Source organism: Escherichia sp. WS1265 (genome assembly GCF_046487585.1).
GTDB lineage: Bacteria > Pseudomonadota > Gammaproteobacteria > Enterobacterales > Enterobacteriaceae > Escherichia > Escherichia coli.
The window spans coordinates 12,158-29,452 of sequence record NZ_JBJQJE010000030.1 but is presented as its reverse complement, the minus strand read 5'-3'; the positions used below and the strand labels follow the sequence as shown (position 1 = coordinate 29,452).

The 17,295-nt window shown below is 49.7% G+C and carries 30 protein-coding genes; 28 read left to right on the top strand and 2 right to left on the bottom strand.

Annotated features, from left to right (window positions below):
* Positions 1-7 precede the first annotated feature (7 nt).
* Positions 8-1,960: a type II secretion system secretin GspD gene (gene gspD / locus ACJHX3_RS22935; protein ID WP_024216252.1), complete on the bottom strand. Its 1,953-nt coding sequence runs from the start codon at positions 1,958-1,960 to the stop codon at positions 8-10.
* Entirely contained in the window at positions 1,944-2,759 is an 816-nt protein-coding gene (gene gspC, locus ACJHX3_RS22930) for a type II secretion system protein GspC (RefSeq protein WP_094322039.1), read from the bottom strand. Before gspC ends, gspD begins: the two co-directional genes overlap by 17 nt.
* 179 nt (positions 2,760-2,938) lie before the next feature.
* On the opposite strand from gspC, the gene gspA reads away from it, so the two are divergent.
* From gspA to rpsD, 28 genes are all read left to right on the top strand, one after another.
* Positions 2,939-4,408: a type II secretion system protein GspA gene (gene gspA, locus ACJHX3_RS22925; protein WP_000107585.1), complete on the top strand. Its 1,470-nt coding sequence runs from the start codon at positions 2,939-2,941 to the stop codon at positions 4,406-4,408.
* Between the two features lies 1 nt (position 4,409).
* Positions 4,410-4,829 (top strand): putative general secretion pathway protein GspB, encoded by a 420-nt coding sequence (gspB, locus tag ACJHX3_RS22920; protein WP_000461440.1) that lies wholly within the window; start codon positions 4,410-4,412, stop codon positions 4,827-4,829.
* 237 nt (positions 4,830-5,066) lie between these two features.
* Positions 5,067-5,378 (top strand): 30S ribosomal protein S10, encoded by a 312-nt coding sequence (rpsJ, locus tag ACJHX3_RS22915; protein ID WP_001181004.1) that lies wholly within the window; start codon positions 5,067-5,069, stop codon positions 5,376-5,378.
* A gap of 32 nt (positions 5,379-5,410) precedes the next feature.
* The gene (gene rplC, locus ACJHX3_RS22910) at positions 5,411-6,040 is read left to right on the top strand and encodes a 50S ribosomal protein L3 (protein WP_000579833.1); all 630 of its coding nucleotides are present in this window, start codon (positions 5,411-5,413) and stop codon (positions 6,038-6,040) included.
* 10 nt (positions 6,041-6,050) lie between these two features.
* A complete protein-coding gene (rplD, locus tag ACJHX3_RS22905) occupies positions 6,051-6,656 on the top strand; it encodes a 50S ribosomal protein L4 (protein WP_000424395.1) in 606 nt (201 codons plus the stop codon).
* The gene (gene rplW, locus ACJHX3_RS22900; protein ID WP_000617544.1) at positions 6,653-6,955 is read left to right on the top strand and encodes a 50S ribosomal protein L23; all 303 of its coding nucleotides are present in this window, start codon (positions 6,653-6,655) and stop codon (positions 6,953-6,955) included. Before rplD ends, rplW begins: the two co-directional genes overlap by 4 nt.
* Before the next feature lie 17 nt (positions 6,956-6,972).
* Positions 6,973-7,794, top strand: a complete 822-nt coding sequence (gene rplB, locus ACJHX3_RS22895) for a 50S ribosomal protein L2 (RefSeq protein WP_000301864.1) — start codon at positions 6,973-6,975, stop codon at positions 7,792-7,794.
* 16 nt (positions 7,795-7,810) lie between these two features.
* The gene (rpsS, locus tag ACJHX3_RS22890) at positions 7,811-8,089 is read left to right on the top strand and encodes a 30S ribosomal protein S19 (protein ID WP_001138117.1); all 279 of its coding nucleotides are present in this window, start codon (positions 7,811-7,813) and stop codon (positions 8,087-8,089) included.
* Between the two features lie 14 nt (positions 8,090-8,103).
* Positions 8,104-8,436 carry a 50S ribosomal protein L22 gene (gene rplV / locus ACJHX3_RS22885; RefSeq protein ID WP_000447529.1) on the top strand — a complete coding sequence of 111 codons (333 nt, stop codon included), beginning with the start codon at positions 8,104-8,106 and terminating at the stop codon, positions 8,434-8,436.
* 17 nt (positions 8,437-8,453) lie between these two features.
* Entirely contained in the window at positions 8,454-9,155 is a 702-nt protein-coding gene (gene rpsC / locus ACJHX3_RS22880; RefSeq protein WP_000529945.1) for a 30S ribosomal protein S3, read from the top strand.
* Positions 9,156-9,167: 12 nt separating this feature from the next.
* Positions 9,168-9,578: a 50S ribosomal protein L16 gene (gene rplP, locus ACJHX3_RS22875; RefSeq protein ID WP_000941212.1), complete on the top strand. Its 411-nt coding sequence runs from the start codon at positions 9,168-9,170 to the stop codon at positions 9,576-9,578.
* Positions 9,578-9,769 (top strand): 50S ribosomal protein L29, encoded by a 192-nt coding sequence (gene rpmC / locus ACJHX3_RS22870; protein WP_000644741.1) that lies wholly within the window; start codon positions 9,578-9,580, stop codon positions 9,767-9,769. Before rplP ends, rpmC begins: the two co-directional genes overlap by 1 nt.
* Positions 9,769-10,023 carry a 30S ribosomal protein S17 gene (rpsQ, locus tag ACJHX3_RS22865; protein WP_000130100.1) on the top strand — a complete coding sequence of 85 codons (255 nt, stop codon included), beginning with the start codon at positions 9,769-9,771 and terminating at the stop codon, positions 10,021-10,023. The genes rpmC and rpsQ overlap by 1 nt, the downstream gene beginning before the upstream one ends.
* Before the next feature lie 164 nt (positions 10,024-10,187).
* Positions 10,188-10,559, top strand: a complete 372-nt coding sequence (rplN, locus tag ACJHX3_RS22860) for a 50S ribosomal protein L14 (RefSeq protein ID WP_000613955.1) — start codon at positions 10,188-10,190, stop codon at positions 10,557-10,559.
* A gap of 10 nt (positions 10,560-10,569) precedes the next feature.
* Positions 10,570-10,884, top strand: coding sequence for a 50S ribosomal protein L24 (gene rplX / locus ACJHX3_RS22855; protein WP_000729185.1), 315 nt, complete (start codon positions 10,570-10,572; stop codon positions 10,882-10,884).
* A 14-nt stretch (positions 10,885-10,898) separates the two neighbouring features.
* Complete coding sequence (gene rplE / locus ACJHX3_RS22850; protein ID WP_001096200.1) at positions 10,899-11,438, top strand: 50S ribosomal protein L5; 540 nt, start codon at positions 10,899-10,901, stop codon at positions 11,436-11,438.
* A gap of 14 nt (positions 11,439-11,452) precedes the next feature.
* Complete coding sequence (gene rpsN, locus ACJHX3_RS22845) at positions 11,453-11,758, top strand: 30S ribosomal protein S14 (RefSeq protein WP_001118930.1); 306 nt, start codon at positions 11,453-11,455, stop codon at positions 11,756-11,758.
* Positions 11,759-11,791: 33 nt separating this feature from the next.
* A complete protein-coding gene (gene rpsH / locus ACJHX3_RS22840) occupies positions 11,792-12,184 on the top strand; it encodes a 30S ribosomal protein S8 (RefSeq protein ID WP_000062611.1) in 393 nt (130 codons plus the stop codon).
* Positions 12,185-12,196: 12 nt separating this feature from the next.
* Entirely contained in the window at positions 12,197-12,730 is a 534-nt protein-coding gene (gene rplF, locus ACJHX3_RS22835) for a 50S ribosomal protein L6 (RefSeq protein ID WP_000091947.1), read from the top strand.
* Positions 12,731-12,739: 9 nt separating this feature from the next.
* The gene (gene rplR, locus ACJHX3_RS22830; protein ID WP_000358960.1) at positions 12,740-13,093 is read left to right on the top strand and encodes a 50S ribosomal protein L18; all 354 of its coding nucleotides are present in this window, start codon (positions 12,740-12,742) and stop codon (positions 13,091-13,093) included.
* Positions 13,094-13,107: 14 nt separating this feature from the next.
* The gene (rpsE, locus tag ACJHX3_RS22825; protein WP_000940121.1) at positions 13,108-13,611 is read left to right on the top strand and encodes a 30S ribosomal protein S5; all 504 of its coding nucleotides are present in this window, start codon (positions 13,108-13,110) and stop codon (positions 13,609-13,611) included.
* Between the two features lie 3 nt (positions 13,612-13,614).
* Complete coding sequence (gene rpmD, locus ACJHX3_RS22820) at positions 13,615-13,794, top strand: 50S ribosomal protein L30 (RefSeq protein WP_001140433.1); 180 nt, start codon at positions 13,615-13,617, stop codon at positions 13,792-13,794.
* 3 nt (positions 13,795-13,797) lie between these two features.
* Positions 13,798-14,232, top strand: coding sequence for a 50S ribosomal protein L15 (gene rplO, locus ACJHX3_RS22815; protein WP_001238917.1), 435 nt, complete (start codon positions 13,798-13,800; stop codon positions 14,230-14,232).
* A 7-nt stretch (positions 14,233-14,239) separates the two neighbouring features.
* The gene (secY, locus tag ACJHX3_RS22810; RefSeq protein WP_001118861.1) at positions 14,240-15,571 is read left to right on the top strand and encodes a preprotein translocase subunit SecY; all 1,332 of its coding nucleotides are present in this window, start codon (positions 14,240-14,242) and stop codon (positions 15,569-15,571) included.
* Between the two features lie 31 nt (positions 15,572-15,602).
* Positions 15,603-15,719 (top strand): 50S ribosomal protein L36, encoded by a 117-nt coding sequence (gene rpmJ, locus ACJHX3_RS22805; RefSeq protein ID WP_000868187.1) that lies wholly within the window; start codon positions 15,603-15,605, stop codon positions 15,717-15,719.
* Positions 15,720-15,865: 146 nt separating this feature from the next.
* On the top strand, positions 15,866-16,222 hold the full coding sequence (rpsM, locus tag ACJHX3_RS22800; RefSeq protein ID WP_000090775.1) for a 30S ribosomal protein S13: 357 nt from the start codon (positions 15,866-15,868) through the stop codon (positions 16,220-16,222).
* A gap of 16 nt (positions 16,223-16,238) precedes the next feature.
* Positions 16,239-16,628, top strand: a complete 390-nt coding sequence (gene rpsK / locus ACJHX3_RS22795; RefSeq protein WP_001029684.1) for a 30S ribosomal protein S11 — start codon at positions 16,239-16,241, stop codon at positions 16,626-16,628.
* Between the two features lie 33 nt (positions 16,629-16,661).
* The gene (rpsD, locus tag ACJHX3_RS22790; protein WP_000135224.1) at positions 16,662-17,282 is read left to right on the top strand and encodes a 30S ribosomal protein S4; all 621 of its coding nucleotides are present in this window, start codon (positions 16,662-16,664) and stop codon (positions 17,280-17,282) included.
* The last annotated feature ends 13 nt before the right edge of the window (positions 17,283-17,295 follow it).

The following is a 17,295-nucleotide window of genomic DNA, read 5'->3' as shown; positions in this document are numbered from 1 at the left end:
GAATGCCTTACCGTGCCGATGGCGCAGGGGTATGGCTGTTGAACGTGTTCTCATCCAGCACCGGCAAATCTTCCGAGCCTACCAGCGCTTTTGATTTCCCGTCGATCCGCTGTTGCTGCTCCTGACGGTAACGGGTGTATTTCTCTTTCGATAGCGAGCGATAAACATCATCGTCACGAATAATCGTCGGGCGGATAAACACCATCAGGTTGCGTTTAGCGCGCTCGGTCGAGGTATAGCGGAAAAGTTGCCCCACTAAAGGAATATCGCCAAGCAGAGGAACCTTTGACACTTGTTCTTTAGAGAAATCATCCAGCAATCCGCCCAGGACCACCGTTTCACCGGTTTTGACCAGCACGGCATTTTGAATAGTTCGGGTGTTAAATGTCGGGCCGAGCGTCGAATTAGACGAAGAGTCAACGCTGGAGACTTCCTGCTCTATTTCGAGCAACACCGCGTCGCCTTCATTGACCTGCGGAGTGACTTTGAGTTTTGTCCCCACCGTTTTGCGTTCGACTGTATTAAAGACGTTATCCCCAGAAGTGGTCTGGGAGCCGGATAGCACCGGCACATCCTGCCCAACGTTGAAGGACGCGAGTTTATTATCCAGCGTTACGATGCTCGGGGTGGCGAGGATGTCATTTTTATTGTTAATGGCCAGCGCAGTCAACAATACGCCCCAGTCGCCATTGAAGAAGCCTGCGGCCATGCCATTGTAGGCGCTAAACATATCCCAGGCAGGATTCGCGCTGGTGATCCCACCATTCTTTTTATAATCAGCCACACCTTGTGCAGCGTTAAAAATCGGTAATCCCGTATTGGTAAATTGCTGTGCGCCAACGTTTTTATTCGCCCATTGCACGCCCAGATTAAGTCCATTTCCATCCTGAACTTCGACGATGATCGCCTCAACCAGCACCTGTGCACGGCGAATATCCAGACGCGCAATTACCGTGGCGAGTTTTTCCTGGACGGACTGGTCAGCGGTAATGACCAGAGAGTTAGTCTGTTCATCGGCGGTAATGGCGACGTTATCCATCGCGCCAGAAGAGGAGGGCTTACGCTCATTCCCTTTTTCATCTTTCAGCTTTTCGGAAACACCGGTTAGCACTTCCACCAGATTCGTGGCTTTAGCATATTTCAGGTAATAGACCCGGGTATTTCCTTCCTCGCTCTCTTCTACATCAAGGCTTTTCAGTAATGAAGTGATGCGCTGGCGTGCTTTTTCCGGCCCGCTGATGATAAGAGAGTTGGTTCGCTTATCCGCCACAATCTTCGCGGAAAGGAGGGCAGGCATCTGGCTTTTACCATGGCTTTCGCTGATTAATTGATTAAGAATCTCTGCGAGATCTTCCGCTGACGCATATTCCAGATGAATAATTTGCTGCTTCTCTGTGCCGATGACATCAACGCGCTTTATGACTTCAATCAGTTTATTAATGGTGGAGGCACGACCGGTCAGAATAAGAACGTTGGAGGGTTCATAATGCACAACATTACCGACGCTACCCGCATCCATCATCTGGCGGAGCAGGGGAGCCAGGTCACGAGCAGGAACGTTCTCAAGCGGTACGATTCGGGTGACCAACTCATCACCTACGCCTGGACCAGAACTGTCAGCAATCATCCCTGGCGATGTTTTTACATTAGCTGAGCGCACCACTTTCAGAAAACCATTGTCCAGCGTGACCACGGAATAACCGTAAAGATCAAGAATACTTAAAAAGAACTGGTAGTACTCCTGTTGGCTAAACGTATCATTACTGCGTACGGAAATGGTTCCCTGTACCGAAGGGTCGATCAGGATCGTTTTGCCAAGATGCTGACCCACTATTTCCACGAACTGGCGGATATCGGCGTTATTGAAGTTAGCGCCGTATTGTTCGTTCTCAGCGTGCCCTGCACAAGGCATGAGTAGTGCTGCCAGCAAGCAGCAAGTGATTTTATTGAGTCCTTTCATGATGCTGTCCATTCATTCCTGTAAGTTCCGCGACGGAAACATTTATCAAGCGGGGTACGCCGTTGCGACGAATTGTAAACTGAGCACTTTGTTGAGTTAGCAGTAAACTTAATGCCTGTGAAACCTCATCAGGGTGGGTCAGCGAAAGATTATTGATCCTGAGGGCGATATCCCCTGGTTGTAGCAAGCTGGTGGTAAATGCGTTGAGGCCCTGACGAGGGTTCAATCGAAGCCCGTATATCTGTTCTCCATCACGTATAGGCGTGGCGATAATATAATCAGCGAGTACATTTTGACTTTCCGAATCAGGCTGCTTGATGATATCAGGTAGCCCTGGATGGAGTGTTACTTTTTCGTAATGCCCGTGAGTTTCAAACACAACGCTGGTTTTATTTATTTTTCTAATAAACGTTCCCGGCGCTGACTCAAGGGCTTCGTGGAGGGAGTATCGCTTTTGTTCGCTCCCCTCATTAATTAAGACAAAAGAAGTCTCATCATTCGATGTGAGTACAATGCCATTAAGCGCTATAGAGAGCTTAGGTGTTTCCTGATTAACTGCCACGGGATTTGCATCTTTTACCCCAGCATGATTATCGTTGCGCCATAAAGCGGCAAGGCTGAACTCAGACTGAAATGCATTTGTTGGTTGATTAATGATCTGTCCATTTTTAACTATAGTTGTATGGAAATAATTCACATTAAAAATAATCAGCCCTATGCTTATAAATATAATCAATATGTTGATGGCAGCATCTTTATTATGATTCGCCAGATGGAAGGGGAAACGTAGTGTGGGCACGATGTATGTTCTAATAAAATAGATTGGGTGGGTTGTATATTGACGTTAGTATAAATAGTATTAATGCCGCTTGCATGAATCAAGCAAAATTTATTTATATTAGTAATATGTATTTAATTAATAAATGCATACATTATTTTTATGATTAAGGATAATCAATAATTAAAACAGGAAGTTCTATGTCTACGAGAAGAGAAGTTATTCTTTCCTGGTTGCGTGAGAAACGTCAGACCTGGCGTCTGTGCTATTTGTTGGGTGAGGCTGGAAGTGGAAAAACCTGGTTGGCGCAGCAACTACAAAAAGATAAACATCGCCGTGTGATTACTTTAAGCCTCGTTGTTTCCTGGCAAGGTAAGGCCGCATGGATCGTTACCGACGATAACGCGGCTGAACAGGGCTGCCGTGACAGCGCCTGGACGCGAGATGAGATGGCGGGGCAATTACTGCATGCGCTTCATCGAACTGATAGTCGCTGCCCTCTTATTATTATTGAAAATGCTCACCTGAATCACCGCCGCATACTTGATGATCTCCAACGCGCGATATCTCTTATTCCTGACGGTCAATTTTTGCTGATCGGCAGACCCGATCGAAAAGTCGAACGTGATTTTAAAAAACAGGGCATTGAACTTGTCTCGACAGGACGTCTGACGGAGCACGAACTTAAGGCAAGCATCCTTGAAGGTCAGAATATTGACCAACCCGATCTCCTTTTAACCGCCAGAGTTCTGAAACGGATAGCTTTATTATGTCGGGGCGATCGCAGAAAGCTGGCGCTTGCCGGCGAAACAATTCGCTTATTACAGCAAGCCGAGCAGACCAGCGTTTTCACAGCAAAACAATGGCGAATGATTTACCGCATATTGGGTGATAACCGCCCCCGGAAAATGCAGCTTGCCGTGGTGATGAGTGGAACCATTATCGCACTTACCTGTGGTTGGCTACTGCTGTCCTCTTTCACAGATCCGTTCCCCGTTCCTGCGTGGCTGGTACCCGTAACGCCAGTAGTTAAACAAGATATGACTAAGGATATTGCTCATGTAGTGATGCGCGATAGTGAGGCGCTAAGCGTGTTATACGGCGTATGGGGGTACGAGGTCCCAGCTGATTCGGCCTGGTGCGATCAGGCAGTAAGAGCGGGGCTGGCATGTAAAAGTGGGAATGCTTCTTTACAAACATTGGTAGATCAGAATTTGCCCTGGATCGCATCGCTTAAAGTCGGGGACAAAAAATTGCCTGTTGTGGTCGTTCGCGTCGGTGATGCTACCGTTGATGTCCTCGTAGGGCAGCAAACCTGGACGCTGACACATCAATGGTTTGAGTCGGTATGGACGGGTGATTATCTTCTGTTATGGAAAATGTCGCCGGAAGGGGAGAGTACCATTACGCGTGATAGCAGCGAGGAAGAGATTCTCTGGCTGGAAACGATGTTAAACCGCGCATTGCATATTTCGACAGAACCTTCGGCAGAGTGGCGTCCCTTGTTGGTAGAAAAAATAAAGCAATTTCAAAAAAGCCACCACTTGAAAACTGACGGTGTTGTTGGCTTTTCAACGTTAGTACATCTCTGGCAGGTGGCAGGGGAGAGTGCCTACTTATATCGGGATGAAGCAAATATTTCCCCGGAAACAACAGTGAAGGGGAAATGACATGTTTGAATTCTATATCGCCGCGCGTGAGCAGAAAGAAACAGGTCACCCTGGTATCTTCTCCCGACAAAAACACAGCACCATAATATATGTCATTTGTTTATTGCTGATTTGCCTGTGGTTTGCAGGAATGGTGTTGGTTGGTGGGTATGCCAGGCAGCTATGGGCGCTTTGGATAGTAAAAGCAGAAGTCACAGTAGATGCTGAAACGCCTGCTTTTAAACAATCAACACAACACTATTTCTTCAAAAAACAGCCACTCCCCGTCGTCGAATCCGTCGAGGAGGAAGATGACCCAGGCGTCGCGGTTGAGAATGCCCCCTCTTCTTCTGAAGACGAAGAAAATACTGTAGAAGAAAGCGACGAGAAAGCCGGTTTAAGAGAGCGTGTCAAAAATGCGCTGAACGAACTTGAGAGATAACCCGAAGGCTGTTTACTTTACTAGCAATACGCTTGCGTTCGGTGGTTAAGTATGTATAATGCGCGGGCTTGTCGTAGTTGACAGCAGGTTCAATCTGAACCTCAGTTAGCCGAATTTGGCTACCTAACAATGCTCCCAATCGGGGAGCTACGTAAGAACGGTTACACTCTCCCATCAATCGTAATGGGTCTGAGGAGTAATCATTTTCGTTTATAAAATAATTGGAGCTCTGGTCTCATGCAGAACCAAAGAATCCGTATCCGCCTGAAAGCGTTTGATCATCGTCTGATCGATCAAGCAACCGCGGAAATCGTCGAGACTGCCAAGCGCACTGGTGCGCAGGTCCGTGGTCCGATCCCGCTGCCGACACGCAAAGAGCGCTTCACTGTTCTGATCTCCCCGCACGTCAACAAAGACGCGCGCGATCAGTACGAAATCCGTACTCACTTGCGTCTGGTTGACATCGTTGAGCCAACCGAGAAAACCGTTGATGCTCTGATGCGTCTGGATCTGGCTGCCGGTGTAGACGTGCAGATCAGCCTGGGTTAATCAGGTCATTGAGCGATTGAGAGGTTGAAACAATGATTGGTTTAGTCGGTAAAAAAGTGGGTATGACCCGTATCTTCACAGAAGACGGCGTTTCTATCCCAGTAACCGTAATCGAAGTTGAAGCAAACCGCGTTACTCAGGTTAAAGACCTGGCTAACGATGGCTACCGTGCTATTCAGGTGACCACCGGTGCTAAAAAAGCTAACCGTGTGACCAAGCCTGAAGCTGGCCACTTCGCTAAAGCTGGCGTAGAAGCTGGCCGTGGTCTGTGGGAATTCCGCCTGGCTGAAGGCGAAGAGTTCACTGTAGGTCAGAGCATTAGCGTTGAACTGTTTGCTGACGTTAAAAAAGTTGACGTAACTGGCACCTCTAAAGGTAAAGGTTTCGCAGGTACCGTTAAGCGCTGGAACTTCCGTACCCAGGACGCTACTCACGGTAACTCCTTGTCTCACCGCGTTCCGGGTTCTATCGGTCAGAACCAGACTCCGGGCAAAGTGTTCAAAGGCAAGAAAATGGCAGGTCAGATGGGTAACGAACGTGTAACCGTTCAGAGCCTTGACGTAGTACGCGTTGACGCTGAGCGCAACCTGCTGCTGGTTAAAGGTGCTGTCCCGGGTGCAACCGGTAGCGACCTGATCGTTAAACCAGCTGTGAAGGCGTAAGGAGATAGCAATGGAATTAGTATTGAAAGACGCGCAGAGCGCGCTGACTGTTTCCGAAACTACCTTCGGTCGTGATTTCAACGAAGCGCTGGTTCACCAGGTTGTTGTTGCTTATGCAGCTGGTGCTCGTCAGGGTACTCGTGCTCAGAAGACTCGTGCTGAAGTAACTGGTTCCGGTAAAAAACCGTGGCGCCAGAAAGGCACCGGCCGTGCGCGTTCTGGTTCTATCAAGAGCCCGATCTGGCGTTCTGGTGGCGTGACCTTTGCTGCTCGTCCGCAGGACCACAGTCAAAAAGTTAACAAGAAGATGTACCGCGGCGCGCTGAAAAGCATCCTGTCCGAACTGGTACGTCAGGATCGTCTGATCGTTGTCGAGAAGTTCTCTGTAGAAGCGCCGAAAACTAAGCTGCTGGCACAGAAACTGAAAGACATGGCTCTGGAAGATGTGCTGATCATCACCGGTGAGCTGGACGAAAACCTGTTCCTGGCTGCGCGCAACCTGCACAAGGTTGACGTACGCGATGCAACTGGTATCGACCCGGTTAGCCTGATCGCCTTCGACAAAGTCGTAATGACTGCTGATGCTGTTAAGCAAGTTGAGGAGATGCTGGCATGATTCGTGAAGAACGTCTGCTGAAGGTGCTGCGTGCACCGCACGTTTCTGAAAAAGCGTCTACTGCGATGGAAAAATCCAACACCATCGTACTCAAAGTTGCTAAAGACGCGACCAAAGCAGAAATCAAAGCTGCTGTGCAGAAACTGTTTGAAGTCGAAGTCGAAGTCGTTAACACCCTGGTAGTTAAAGGGAAAGTTAAACGTCACGGACAGCGTATCGGTCGTCGTAGCGACTGGAAAAAAGCTTACGTCACCCTGAAAGAAGGCCAGAATCTGGACTTCGTTGGCGGCGCTGAGTAAGTCGGAGGAGTAATACAATGGCAGTTGTTAAATGTAAACCGACATCTCCGGGTCGTCGCCACGTTGTTAAAGTGGTTAACCCTGAGCTGCACAAGGGCAAACCTTTTGCTCCGTTGCTGGAAAAAAACAGCAAATCCGGTGGTCGTAACAACAATGGCCGTATCACCACTCGTCATATCGGTGGTGGCCACAAGCAGGCTTACCGTATTGTTGACTTCAAACGCAACAAAGACGGTATCCCGGCAGTTGTTGAACGTCTTGAGTACGATCCGAACCGTTCCGCGAACATCGCGCTGGTTCTGTACAAAGACGGTGAACGCCGTTACATCCTGGCCCCTAAAGGCCTAAAAGCTGGCGACCAGATTCAGTCTGGCGTTGATGCTGCAATCAAACCAGGTAACACCCTGCCGATGCGCAACATCCCGGTTGGTTCTACTGTTCATAACGTAGAAATGAAACCAGGTAAAGGCGGTCAGCTGGCACGTTCCGCTGGTACTTACGTTCAGATCGTTGCTCGTGATGGTGCTTATGTCACCCTGCGTCTGCGTTCTGGTGAAATGCGTAAAGTAGAAGCAGACTGCCGTGCAACTCTGGGCGAAGTTGGCAATGCTGAGCATATGCTGCGCGTTCTGGGTAAAGCAGGTGCTGCACGCTGGCGTGGTGTTCGTCCGACCGTTCGCGGTACCGCGATGAACCCGGTAGACCACCCACATGGTGGTGGTGAAGGTCGTAACTTTGGTAAGCACCCGGTAACTCCGTGGGGCGTTCAGACCAAAGGTAAGAAGACCCGCAGCAACAAGCGTACTGATAAATTCATCGTACGTCGCCGTAGCAAATAATTTTAGAGGATAAGCCATGCCACGTTCTCTCAAGAAAGGTCCTTTTATTGACCTGCACTTGCTGAAGAAGGTAGAGAAAGCGGTGGAAAGCGGAGACAAGAAGCCCCTGCGCACTTGGTCCCGTCGTTCAACGATCTTTCCTAACATGATCGGTTTGACCATCGCTGTCCATAATGGTCGTCAGCACGTTCCGGTATTTGTAACCGACGAAATGGTCGGTCACAAACTGGGTGAATTCGCACCGACTCGTACTTATCGCGGCCACGCTGCTGATAAAAAAGCGAAGAAGAAATAAGGTAGGAGGAAGAGATGGAAACTATCGCTAAACATCGCCATGCTCGTTCTTCTGCTCAGAAGGTTCGCCTTGTTGCTGACCTGATTCGCGGTAAGAAAGTGTCGCAGGCTCTGGATATTTTGACCTACACCAACAAGAAAGCGGCTGTACTGGTCAAGAAAGTTCTGGAATCTGCCATTGCTAACGCTGAACACAACGATGGCGCTGACATTGACGATCTGAAAGTTACGAAAATTTTCGTAGACGAAGGCCCGAGCATGAAGCGCATTATGCCGCGTGCAAAAGGTCGTGCAGATCGCATCCTGAAGCGCACCAGCCACATCACTGTGGTTGTGTCCGATCGCTGAGACTCTGGAGACTAGCAATGGGTCAGAAAGTACATCCTAATGGTATTCGCCTGGGTATTGTAAAACCATGGAACTCTACCTGGTTTGCGAACACCAAAGAATTCGCTGACAACCTGGACAGCGATTTTAAAGTACGTCAGTACCTGACTAAGGAACTGGCTAAAGCGTCCGTATCTCGTATCGTTATCGAGCGTCCGGCTAAGAGCATCCGTGTAACCATTCACACTGCTCGCCCGGGTATCGTTATCGGTAAAAAAGGTGAAGACGTAGAAAAACTGCGTAAGGTCGTAGCGGACATCGCTGGCGTTCCTGCACAGATCAACATCGCCGAAGTTCGTAAGCCTGAACTGGACGCAAAACTGGTTGCTGACAGCATCACTTCTCAGCTGGAACGTCGCGTTATGTTCCGTCGTGCTATGAAGCGTGCTGTACAGAACGCAATGCGTCTGGGCGCTAAAGGTATCAAAGTTGAAGTTAGCGGCCGTCTGGGCGGCGCGGAAATCGCACGTACCGAATGGTACCGCGAAGGTCGCGTACCGCTGCACACTCTGCGTGCTGACATCGACTACAACACCTCTGAAGCGCACACCACTTACGGTGTAATCGGCGTTAAAGTGTGGATCTTCAAAGGCGAGATCCTGGGTGGTATGGCTGCTGTTGAACAACCGGAAAAACCGGCTGCTCAGCCTAAAAAGCAGCAGCGTAAAGGCCGTAAATAAGGAGCGTCGCTGATGTTACAACCAAAGCGTACAAAATTCCGTAAAATGCACAAAGGCCGTAACCGCGGTCTGGCGCAGGGTACGGATGTTAGCTTCGGCAGCTTCGGTCTGAAAGCTGTTGGCCGTGGTCGTCTGACTGCACGTCAGATCGAAGCAGCACGTCGTGCTATGACCCGTGCAGTTAAGCGTCAAGGTAAGATCTGGATCCGTGTGTTCCCGGACAAACCGATCACTGAAAAGCCGCTGGCAGTGCGTATGGGTAAAGGTAAAGGTAACGTGGAGTATTGGGTTGCCTTGATTCAGCCGGGTAAAGTCCTGTATGAAATGGACGGTGTTCCGGAAGAGCTGGCCCGTGAAGCATTCAAGCTGGCAGCAGCGAAACTGCCGATTAAAACCACCTTTGTAACTAAGACGGTGATGTAATGAAAGCAAAAGAGCTGCGTGAGAAGAGCGTTGAAGAGCTGAACACCGAGCTGCTGAACCTGCTGCGTGAGCAGTTCAACCTGCGTATGCAGGCTGCAAGTGGCCAGCTGCAACAGTCTCACCTGTTGAAGCAAGTGCGTCGCGATGTCGCACGCGTTAAGACTTTACTGAACGAGAAGGCGGGTGCGTAATGACCGATAAAATCCGTACTCTGCAAGGTCGCGTTGTTAGCGACAAAATGGAGAAATCCATTGTTGTTGCTATCGAACGTTTTGTGAAACACCCGATCTACGGTAAATTCATCAAGCGTACGACCAAACTGCACGTACATGACGAGAACAACGAATGCGGTATCGGTGACGTGGTTGAAATCCGCGAATGCCGTCCGCTGTCCAAGACTAAATCCTGGACGCTGGTTCGCGTTGTAGAGAAAGCGGTTCTGTAATACAGTACACTCTCTCGATACGAATAAACGGCTCAGAAATGAGCCGTTTATTTTTTCTACCCATATCCTTGAAGCGGTGTTATAATGCCGCGCCCTCGATATGGGGATTTTTAACGACCTGATTTTCGGGTCTCAGTAGTAGTTGACATTAGCGGAGCACTAAAATGATCCAAGAACAGACTATGCTGAACGTCGCCGACAACTCCGGTGCACGTCGCGTAATGTGTATCAAGGTTCTGGGTGGCTCGCACCGTCGCTACGCAGGCGTAGGCGACATCATCAAGATCACCATCAAAGAAGCAATTCCGCGTGGTAAGGTCAAAAAAGGTGATGTGCTGAAGGCGGTAGTGGTGCGCACCAAGAAGGGTGTTCGTCGCCCGGACGGTTCTGTCATTCGCTTCGATGGTAATGCTTGTGTTCTTCTGAACAACAACAGCGAGCAGCCTATCGGTACGCGTATTTTTGGGCCGGTAACTCGTGAGCTTCGTAGTGAGAAGTTCATGAAAATTATCTCTCTGGCACCAGAAGTACTCTAAGGAGCGAATCATGGCAGCGAAAATCCGTCGTGATGACGAAGTTATCGTGTTAACCGGTAAAGATAAAGGTAAACGCGGTAAAGTTAAGAATGTCCTGTCTTCCGGCAAGGTCATTGTTGAAGGTATCAACCTGGTTAAGAAACATCAGAAGCCGGTTCCGGCCCTGAACCAACCGGGTGGCATCGTTGAAAAAGAAGCCGCTATTCAGGTTTCCAACGTAGCAATCTTCAATGCGGCAACCGGCAAGGCTGACCGTGTAGGCTTTAGATTCGAAGACGGTAAAAAAGTCCGTTTCTTCAAGTCTAACAGCGAAACTATCAAGTAATTTGGAGTAGTACGATGGCGAAACTGCATGATTACTACAAAGACGAAGTAGTTAAAAAACTCATGACTGAGTTTAACTACAATTCTGTCATGCAAGTCCCTCGGGTCGAGAAGATCACCCTGAACATGGGTGTTGGTGAGGCGATCGCTGACAAAAAACTGCTGGATAACGCAGCAGCAGACCTGGCAGCAATCTCCGGTCAAAAACCGCTGATCACCAAAGCACGCAAATCTGTTGCAGGCTTCAAAATCCGTCAGGGCTATCCGATCGGCTGTAAAGTAACTCTGCGTGGCGAACGCATGTGGGAGTTCTTTGAGCGCCTGATCACTATTGCTGTACCTCGTATCCGTGACTTCCGTGGCCTGTCCGCTAAGTCTTTCGACGGTCGTGGTAACTACAGCATGGGTGTCCGTGAGCAGATCATCTTCCCAGAAATCGACTACGATAAAGTCGACCGCGTTCGTGGTTTGGATATTACCATTACCACTACTGCGAAATCTGACGAAGAAGGCCGCGCTCTGCTGGCTGCCTTTGACTTCCCGTTCCGCAAGTAAGGTAGGGTTACTAAATGGCTAAGCAATCAATGAAAGCACGCGAAGTAAAACGCGTAGCTTTAGCTGATAAATACTTCGCGAAACGCGCTGAACTGAAAGCGATCATCTCTGATGTGAACGCTTCCGACGAAGATCGTTGGAACGCTGTTCTCAAGCTGCAGACTCTGCCGCGTGATTCCAGCCCGTCTCGTCAGCGTAACCGCTGCCGTCAAACAGGTCGTCCGCATGGTTTCCTGCGGAAGTTCGGGTTGAGCCGTATTAAGGTCCGTGAAGCCGCTATGCGCGGTGAAATCCCGGGTCTGAAAAAGGCTAGCTGGTAATTGTCACCAATTGAATCACGGGAGTAAAGACAGATGAGCATGCAAGATCCGATCGCGGATATGCTGACCCGTATCCGTAACGGTCAGGCCGCGAACAAAGCTGCGGTCACCATGCCTTCCTCCAAGCTGAAAGTGGCAATCGCCAACGTGCTGAAGGAAGAAGGTTTTATTGAAGATTTTAAAGTTGAAGGCGACACCAAGCCTGAACTGGAACTTACTCTGAAGTATTTCCAGGGCAAAGCTGTTGTAGAAAGCATTCAGCGTGTCAGCCGCCCAGGTCTGCGCATCTATAAACGTAAAGATGAGCTGCCGAAAGTTATGGCGGGTCTGGGTATCGCAGTTGTTTCTACCTCTAAAGGTGTTATGACTGATCGTGCAGCGCGCCAGGCTGGTCTTGGTGGCGAAATTATCTGCTACGTAGCCTAATCGGAGGAAAAAATGTCTCGTGTTGCTAAAGCACCGGTCGTTGTTCCTGCCGGCGTTGACGTAAAAATCAACGGTCAGGTTATTACGATCAAAGGTAAAAACGGCGAGCTGACTCGTACTCTCAACGATGCTGTTGAAGTTAAACATGCAGATAATACCCTGACCTTCGGTCCGCGTGATGGTTACGCAGACGGTTGGGCACAGGCTGGTACCGCGCGTGCCCTGCTGAACTCAATGGTTATCGGTGTTACCGAAGGCTTCACTAAGAAGCTGCAGCTGGTTGGTGTAGGTTATCGTGCAGCGGTTAAAGGGAACGTAGTAAACCTGTCTTTAGGTTTCTCTCACCCAGTTGACCATCAGCTGCCAGCGGGAATCACTGCTGAATGTCCGACTCAGACTGAAATCGTGCTGAAAGGCGCTGATAAGCAGGTGATCGGCCAGGTTGCAGCGGATCTGCGCGCCTACCGTCGTCCTGAGCCTTATAAAGGCAAGGGTGTTCGTTACGCCGACGAAGTCGTGCGTACCAAAGAGGCTAAGAAGAAGTAAGGTAACACTATGGATAAGAAATCTGCTCGTATCCGTCGTGCGACCCGCGCACGCCGCAAGCTCCAGGAGCTGGGCGCAACTCGCCTGGTGGTACATCGTACCCCGCGTCACATTTACGCACAGGTAATTGCACCGAACGGTTCTGAAGTTCTGGTAGCTGCTTCTACTGTAGAAAAAGCTATCGCTGAACAACTGAAGTACACCGGTAACAAAGACGCGGCTGCAGCTGTGGGTAAAGCTGTCGCTGAACGCGCTCTGGAAAAAGGCATCAAAGATGTATCCTTTGACCGTTCCGGGTTCCAATATCATGGTCGTGTCCAGGCACTGGCAGATGCTGCCCGTGAAGCTGGCCTTCAGTTCTAAGGTAGAGGTGTAAGATGGCTCACATCGAAAAACAAGCTGGCGAACTGCAGGAAAAGCTGATCGCGGTAAACCGCGTATCTAAAACCGTTAAAGGTGGTCGTATTTTCTCCTTCACAGCTCTGACTGTAGTTGGCGATGGTAACGGTCGCGTTGGTTTTGGTTACGGTAAAGCGCGTGAAGTTCCAGCAGCGATCCAGAAAGCGATGGAAAAAGCCCGTCGCAATATGATTAACGTCGCGCTGAATAACGGCACTCTGCAACACCCTGTTAAAGGTGTTCATACGGGTTCTCGCGTATTCATGCAGCCGGCTTCCGAAGGTACCGGTATCATCGCCGGTGGTGCAATGCGCGCCGTTCTGGAAGTCGCTGGGGTTCATAACGTACTGGCTAAAGCGTATGGTTCCACCAACCCGATTAACGTGGTTCGTGCAACTATCGATGGCCTGGAAAATATGAATTCTCCAGAAATGGTCGCTGCCAAGCGTGGTAAATCCGTTGAAGAAATTCTGGGGAAATAAACCATGGCAAAGACTATTAAAATTACTCAAACCCGCAGTGCAATCGGTCGTCTGCCGAAACACAAGGCAACGCTGCTTGGCCTGGGTCTGCGTCGTATTGGTCACACCGTAGAGCGCGAGGATACTCCTGCTATTCGCGGTATGATCAACGCGGTTTCCTTCATGGTTAAAGTTGAGGAGTAAGAGATGCGTTTAAATACTCTGTCTCCGGCCGAAGGCTCCAAAAAGGCGGGTAAACGCCTGGGTCGTGGTATCGGTTCTGGCCTCGGTAAAACCGGTGGTCGTGGTCACAAAGGTCAGAAGTCTCGTTCTGGCGGTGGCGTACGTCGCGGTTTCGAGGGTGGTCAGATGCCTCTGTACCGTCGTCTGCCGAAATTCGGCTTCACTTCTCGTAAAGCAGCGATTACAGCCGAAGTTCGTCTGTCTGACCTGGCTAAAGTAGAAGGCGGTGTTGTAGACCTGAACACGCTGAAAGCGGCTAACATTATCGGTATCCAGATCGAGTTCGCGAAAGTGATCCTGGCTGGCGAAGTAACTACTCCGGTAACTGTTCGTGGCCTGCGTGTTACTAAAGGCGCTCGTGCTGCTATCGAAGCTGCTGGCGGTAAAATCGAGGAATAAGTAGCAGATGGCTAAACAACCGGGATTAGATTTTCAAAGTGCCAAAGGTGGCTTAGGCGAGCTGAAACGCAGACTGCTGTTTGTTATCGGTGCGCTGATTGTGTTCCGTATTGGCTCTTTTATTCCGATCCCTGGTATTGATGCCGCTGTACTTGCCAAACTGCTTGAGCAACAGCGGGGCACCATCATTGAAATGTTTAACATGTTCTCTGGTGGTGCTCTCAGCCGTGCTTCTATCTTTGCTCTGGGGATCATGCCGTATATTTCGGCGTCGATCATTATCCAGCTGCTGACGGTGGTTCACCCAACGTTGGCAGAAATTAAGAAAGAAGGGGAGTCTGGTCGTCGTAAGATCAGCCAGTACACCCGCTACGGTACTCTGGTGCTGGCAATATTCCAGTCGATCGGTATTGCTACCGGTCTGCCGAATATGCCTGGTATGCAAGGCCTGGTGATTAACCCGGGCTTTGCATTCTACTTCACCGCTGTTGTAAGTCTGGTCACAGGAACCATGTTCCTGATGTGGTTGGGCGAACAGATCACTGAACGAGGTATCGGCAACGGTATTTCAATCATTATCTTCGCCGGTATTGTCGCGGGACTCCCGCCAGCCATTGCCCATACTATCGAGCAAGCGCGTCAAGGCGACCTGCACTTCCTCGTGTTGCTGTTGGTTGCAGTATTAGTATTTGCAGTGACGTTCTTTGTTGTATTTGTTGAGCGTGGTCAACGCCGCATTGTGGTAAACTACGCGAAACGTCAGCAAGGTCGTCGTGTCTATGCTGCACAGAGCACACATTTACCGCTGAAAGTGAATATGGCGGGGGTAATCCCGGCAATCTTCGCTTCCAGTATTATTCTGTTCCCGGCGACCATCGCGTCATGGTTCGGGGGCGGTACTGGTTGGAACTGGCTGACAACAATTTCGCTGTATTTGCAGCCTGGGCAACCGCTTTATGTGTTACTCTATGCGTCTGCAATCATCTTCTTCTGTTTCTTCTACACGGCGTTGGTTTTCAACCCGCGTGAAACAGCAGATAACCTGAAGAAGTCCGGTGCATTTGTACCAGGAATTCGTCCGGGAGAGCAAACGGCGAAGTATATCGATAAAGTAATGACCCGCCTGACCCTGGTTGGTGCGCTGTATATTACCTTTATCTGCCTGATCCCGGAGTTCATGCGTGATGCAATGAAAGTACCGTTCTACTTCGGTGGGACCTCACTGCTTATCGTTGTTGTCGTGATTATGGACTTTATGGCTCAAGTGCAAACTCTGATGATGTCCAGTCAGTATGAGTCTGCATTGAAGAAGGCGAACCTGAAAGGCTACGGCCGATAATTGGTCGCCCGAGAAGTTACGGAGAGTAAAAATGAAAGTTCGTGCTTCCGTCAAGAAATTATGCCGTAACTGCAAAATCGTTAAGCGTGATGGTGTCATCCGTGTGATTTGCAGTGCCGAGCCGAAGCATAAACAGCGCCAAGGCTGATTTTTTCGCATATTTTTCTTGCAAAGTTGGGTTGAGCTGGCTAGATTAGCCAGCCAATCTTTTGTATGTCTGTGCGTTTCCATTTGAGTATCCTGAAAACGGGCTTTTCAGCATGGAACGTACATATTAAATAGTAGGAGTGCATAGTGGCCCGTATAGCAGGCATTAACATTCCTGATCATAAGCATGCCGTAATCGCATTAACTTCGATTTATGGCGTCGGCAAGACCCGTTCTAAAGCCATCCTGGCTGCAGCGGGTATCGCTGAAGATGTTAAGATCAGTGAGCTGTCTGAAGGACAAATCGACACGCTGCGTGACGAAGTTGCCAAATTTGTCGTTGAAGGTGATCTGCGCCGTGAAATCAGCATGAGCATCAAGCGCCTGATGGATCTTGGTTGCTATCGCGGTTTGCGTCATCGTCGTGGTCTCCCGGTTCGCGGTCAGCGTACCAAGACCAACGCACGTACCCGTAAGGGTCCGCGCAAACCGATCAAGAAATAATCGGGGTGATTGAATAATGGCAAAGGCACCAATTCGTGCACGTAAACGTGTAAGAAAACAAGTCTCTGACGGCGTGGCTCATATCCATGCTTCTTTCAACAACACCATCGTGACTATCACTGATCGTCAGGGTAACGCGTTGGGTTGGGCAACAGCCGGTGGTTCCGGTTTCCGTGGTTCTCGCAAATCCACTCCGTTTGCAGCTCAGGTTGCAGCAGAGCGTTGCGCTGACGCCGTGAAAGAATACGGCATCAAGAATCTGGAAGTTATGGTTAAAGGTCCGGGTCCAGGCCGCGAATCTACTATTCGTGCTCTGAACGCCGCAGGTTTCCGCATCACTAACATTACTGATGTGACTCCGATCCCTCATAACGGTTGTCGTCCGCCGAAAAAACGTCGCGTATAACGCCTCGTTTTCCAGGTTTGTTGGAGAAAGAAAATGGCAAGATATTTGGGTCCTAAGCTCAAGCTGAGCCGTCGTGAGGGCACCGACTTATTCCTTAAGTCTGGCGTTCGCGCGATCGATACCAAGTGTAAAATTGAACAAGCTCCTGGCCAGCACGGTGCGCGTAAACCGCGTCTGTCTGACTATGGTGTGCAGTTGCGTGAAAAGCAAAAAGTTCGCCGTATCTATGGTGTGCTGGAGCGTCAGTTCCGTAACTACTACAAAGAAGCAGCACGTCTGAAAGGCAACACCGGTGAAAACCTGTTGGCTCTGCTGGAAGGTCGTCTGGACAACGTTGTATACCGTATGGGCTTCGGTGCCACTCGTGCAGAAGCACGTCAGCTGGTTAGCCATAAAGCAATTATGGTAAACGGTCGTGTTGTTAACATCGCTTCTTATCAGGTTAGTCCGAATGACGTTGTAAGCATTCGTGAGAAAGCGAAGAAGCAGTCTCGCGTGAAAGCCGCTCTGGAGCTGGCTGAGCAGCGTGAAAAGCCAACCTGGCTGGAAGTTGATGCTGGCAAGATGGAAGGTACGTTTAAGCGTAAGCCGGAGCGTTCTGATCTGTCTGCGGACATTAACGAACACCTGATCGTCGAGCTTTACTCCAAGTAAAGCTTAGTACCAA

Coding starts and splice junctions, on each gene's coding strand:
- gspD (WP_024216252.1), bottom strand. CDS start 1,960: ATGAAAGGACTCAATAAAATCACTTGCTGCTTGCTGGCAGCACTACTC.
- gspA (WP_000107585.1), top strand. CDS start 2,939: ATGTCTACGAGAAGAGAAGTTATTCTTTCCTGGTTGCGTGAGAAACGT.
- gspB (WP_000461440.1), top strand. CDS start 4,410: ATGTTTGAATTCTATATCGCCGCGCGTGAGCAGAAAGAAACAGGTCAC.
- rpsJ (WP_001181004.1), top strand. CDS start 5,067: ATGCAGAACCAAAGAATCCGTATCCGCCTGAAAGCGTTTGATCATCGT.
- rplC (WP_000579833.1), top strand. CDS start 5,411: ATGATTGGTTTAGTCGGTAAAAAAGTGGGTATGACCCGTATCTTCACA.
- rplD (WP_000424395.1), top strand. CDS start 6,051: ATGGAATTAGTATTGAAAGACGCGCAGAGCGCGCTGACTGTTTCCGAA.
- rplW (WP_000617544.1), top strand. CDS start 6,653: ATGATTCGTGAAGAACGTCTGCTGAAGGTGCTGCGTGCACCGCACGTT.
- rplB (WP_000301864.1), top strand. CDS start 6,973: ATGGCAGTTGTTAAATGTAAACCGACATCTCCGGGTCGTCGCCACGTT.
- rpsS (WP_001138117.1), top strand. CDS start 7,811: ATGCCACGTTCTCTCAAGAAAGGTCCTTTTATTGACCTGCACTTGCTG.
- rplV (WP_000447529.1), top strand. CDS start 8,104: ATGGAAACTATCGCTAAACATCGCCATGCTCGTTCTTCTGCTCAGAAG.
- rpsC (WP_000529945.1), top strand. CDS start 8,454: ATGGGTCAGAAAGTACATCCTAATGGTATTCGCCTGGGTATTGTAAAA.
- rplP (WP_000941212.1), top strand. CDS start 9,168: ATGTTACAACCAAAGCGTACAAAATTCCGTAAAATGCACAAAGGCCGT.
- rpmC (WP_000644741.1), top strand. CDS start 9,578: ATGAAAGCAAAAGAGCTGCGTGAGAAGAGCGTTGAAGAGCTGAACACC.
- rpsQ (WP_000130100.1), top strand. CDS start 9,769: ATGACCGATAAAATCCGTACTCTGCAAGGTCGCGTTGTTAGCGACAAA.
- rplN (WP_000613955.1), top strand. CDS start 10,188: ATGATCCAAGAACAGACTATGCTGAACGTCGCCGACAACTCCGGTGCA.
- rplX (WP_000729185.1), top strand. CDS start 10,570: ATGGCAGCGAAAATCCGTCGTGATGACGAAGTTATCGTGTTAACCGGT.
- rplE (WP_001096200.1), top strand. CDS start 10,899: ATGGCGAAACTGCATGATTACTACAAAGACGAAGTAGTTAAAAAACTC.
- rpsN (WP_001118930.1), top strand. CDS start 11,453: ATGGCTAAGCAATCAATGAAAGCACGCGAAGTAAAACGCGTAGCTTTA.
- rpsH (WP_000062611.1), top strand. CDS start 11,792: ATGAGCATGCAAGATCCGATCGCGGATATGCTGACCCGTATCCGTAAC.
- rplF (WP_000091947.1), top strand. CDS start 12,197: ATGTCTCGTGTTGCTAAAGCACCGGTCGTTGTTCCTGCCGGCGTTGAC.
- rplR (WP_000358960.1), top strand. CDS start 12,740: ATGGATAAGAAATCTGCTCGTATCCGTCGTGCGACCCGCGCACGCCGC.
- rpsE (WP_000940121.1), top strand. CDS start 13,108: ATGGCTCACATCGAAAAACAAGCTGGCGAACTGCAGGAAAAGCTGATC.
- rpmD (WP_001140433.1), top strand. CDS start 13,615: ATGGCAAAGACTATTAAAATTACTCAAACCCGCAGTGCAATCGGTCGT.
- rplO (WP_001238917.1), top strand. CDS start 13,798: ATGCGTTTAAATACTCTGTCTCCGGCCGAAGGCTCCAAAAAGGCGGGT.
- secY (WP_001118861.1), top strand. CDS start 14,240: ATGGCTAAACAACCGGGATTAGATTTTCAAAGTGCCAAAGGTGGCTTA.
- rpmJ (WP_000868187.1), top strand. CDS start 15,603: ATGAAAGTTCGTGCTTCCGTCAAGAAATTATGCCGTAACTGCAAAATC.
- rpsK (WP_001029684.1), top strand. CDS start 16,239: ATGGCAAAGGCACCAATTCGTGCACGTAAACGTGTAAGAAAACAAGTC.
- rpsD (WP_000135224.1), top strand. CDS start 16,662: ATGGCAAGATATTTGGGTCCTAAGCTCAAGCTGAGCCGTCGTGAGGGC.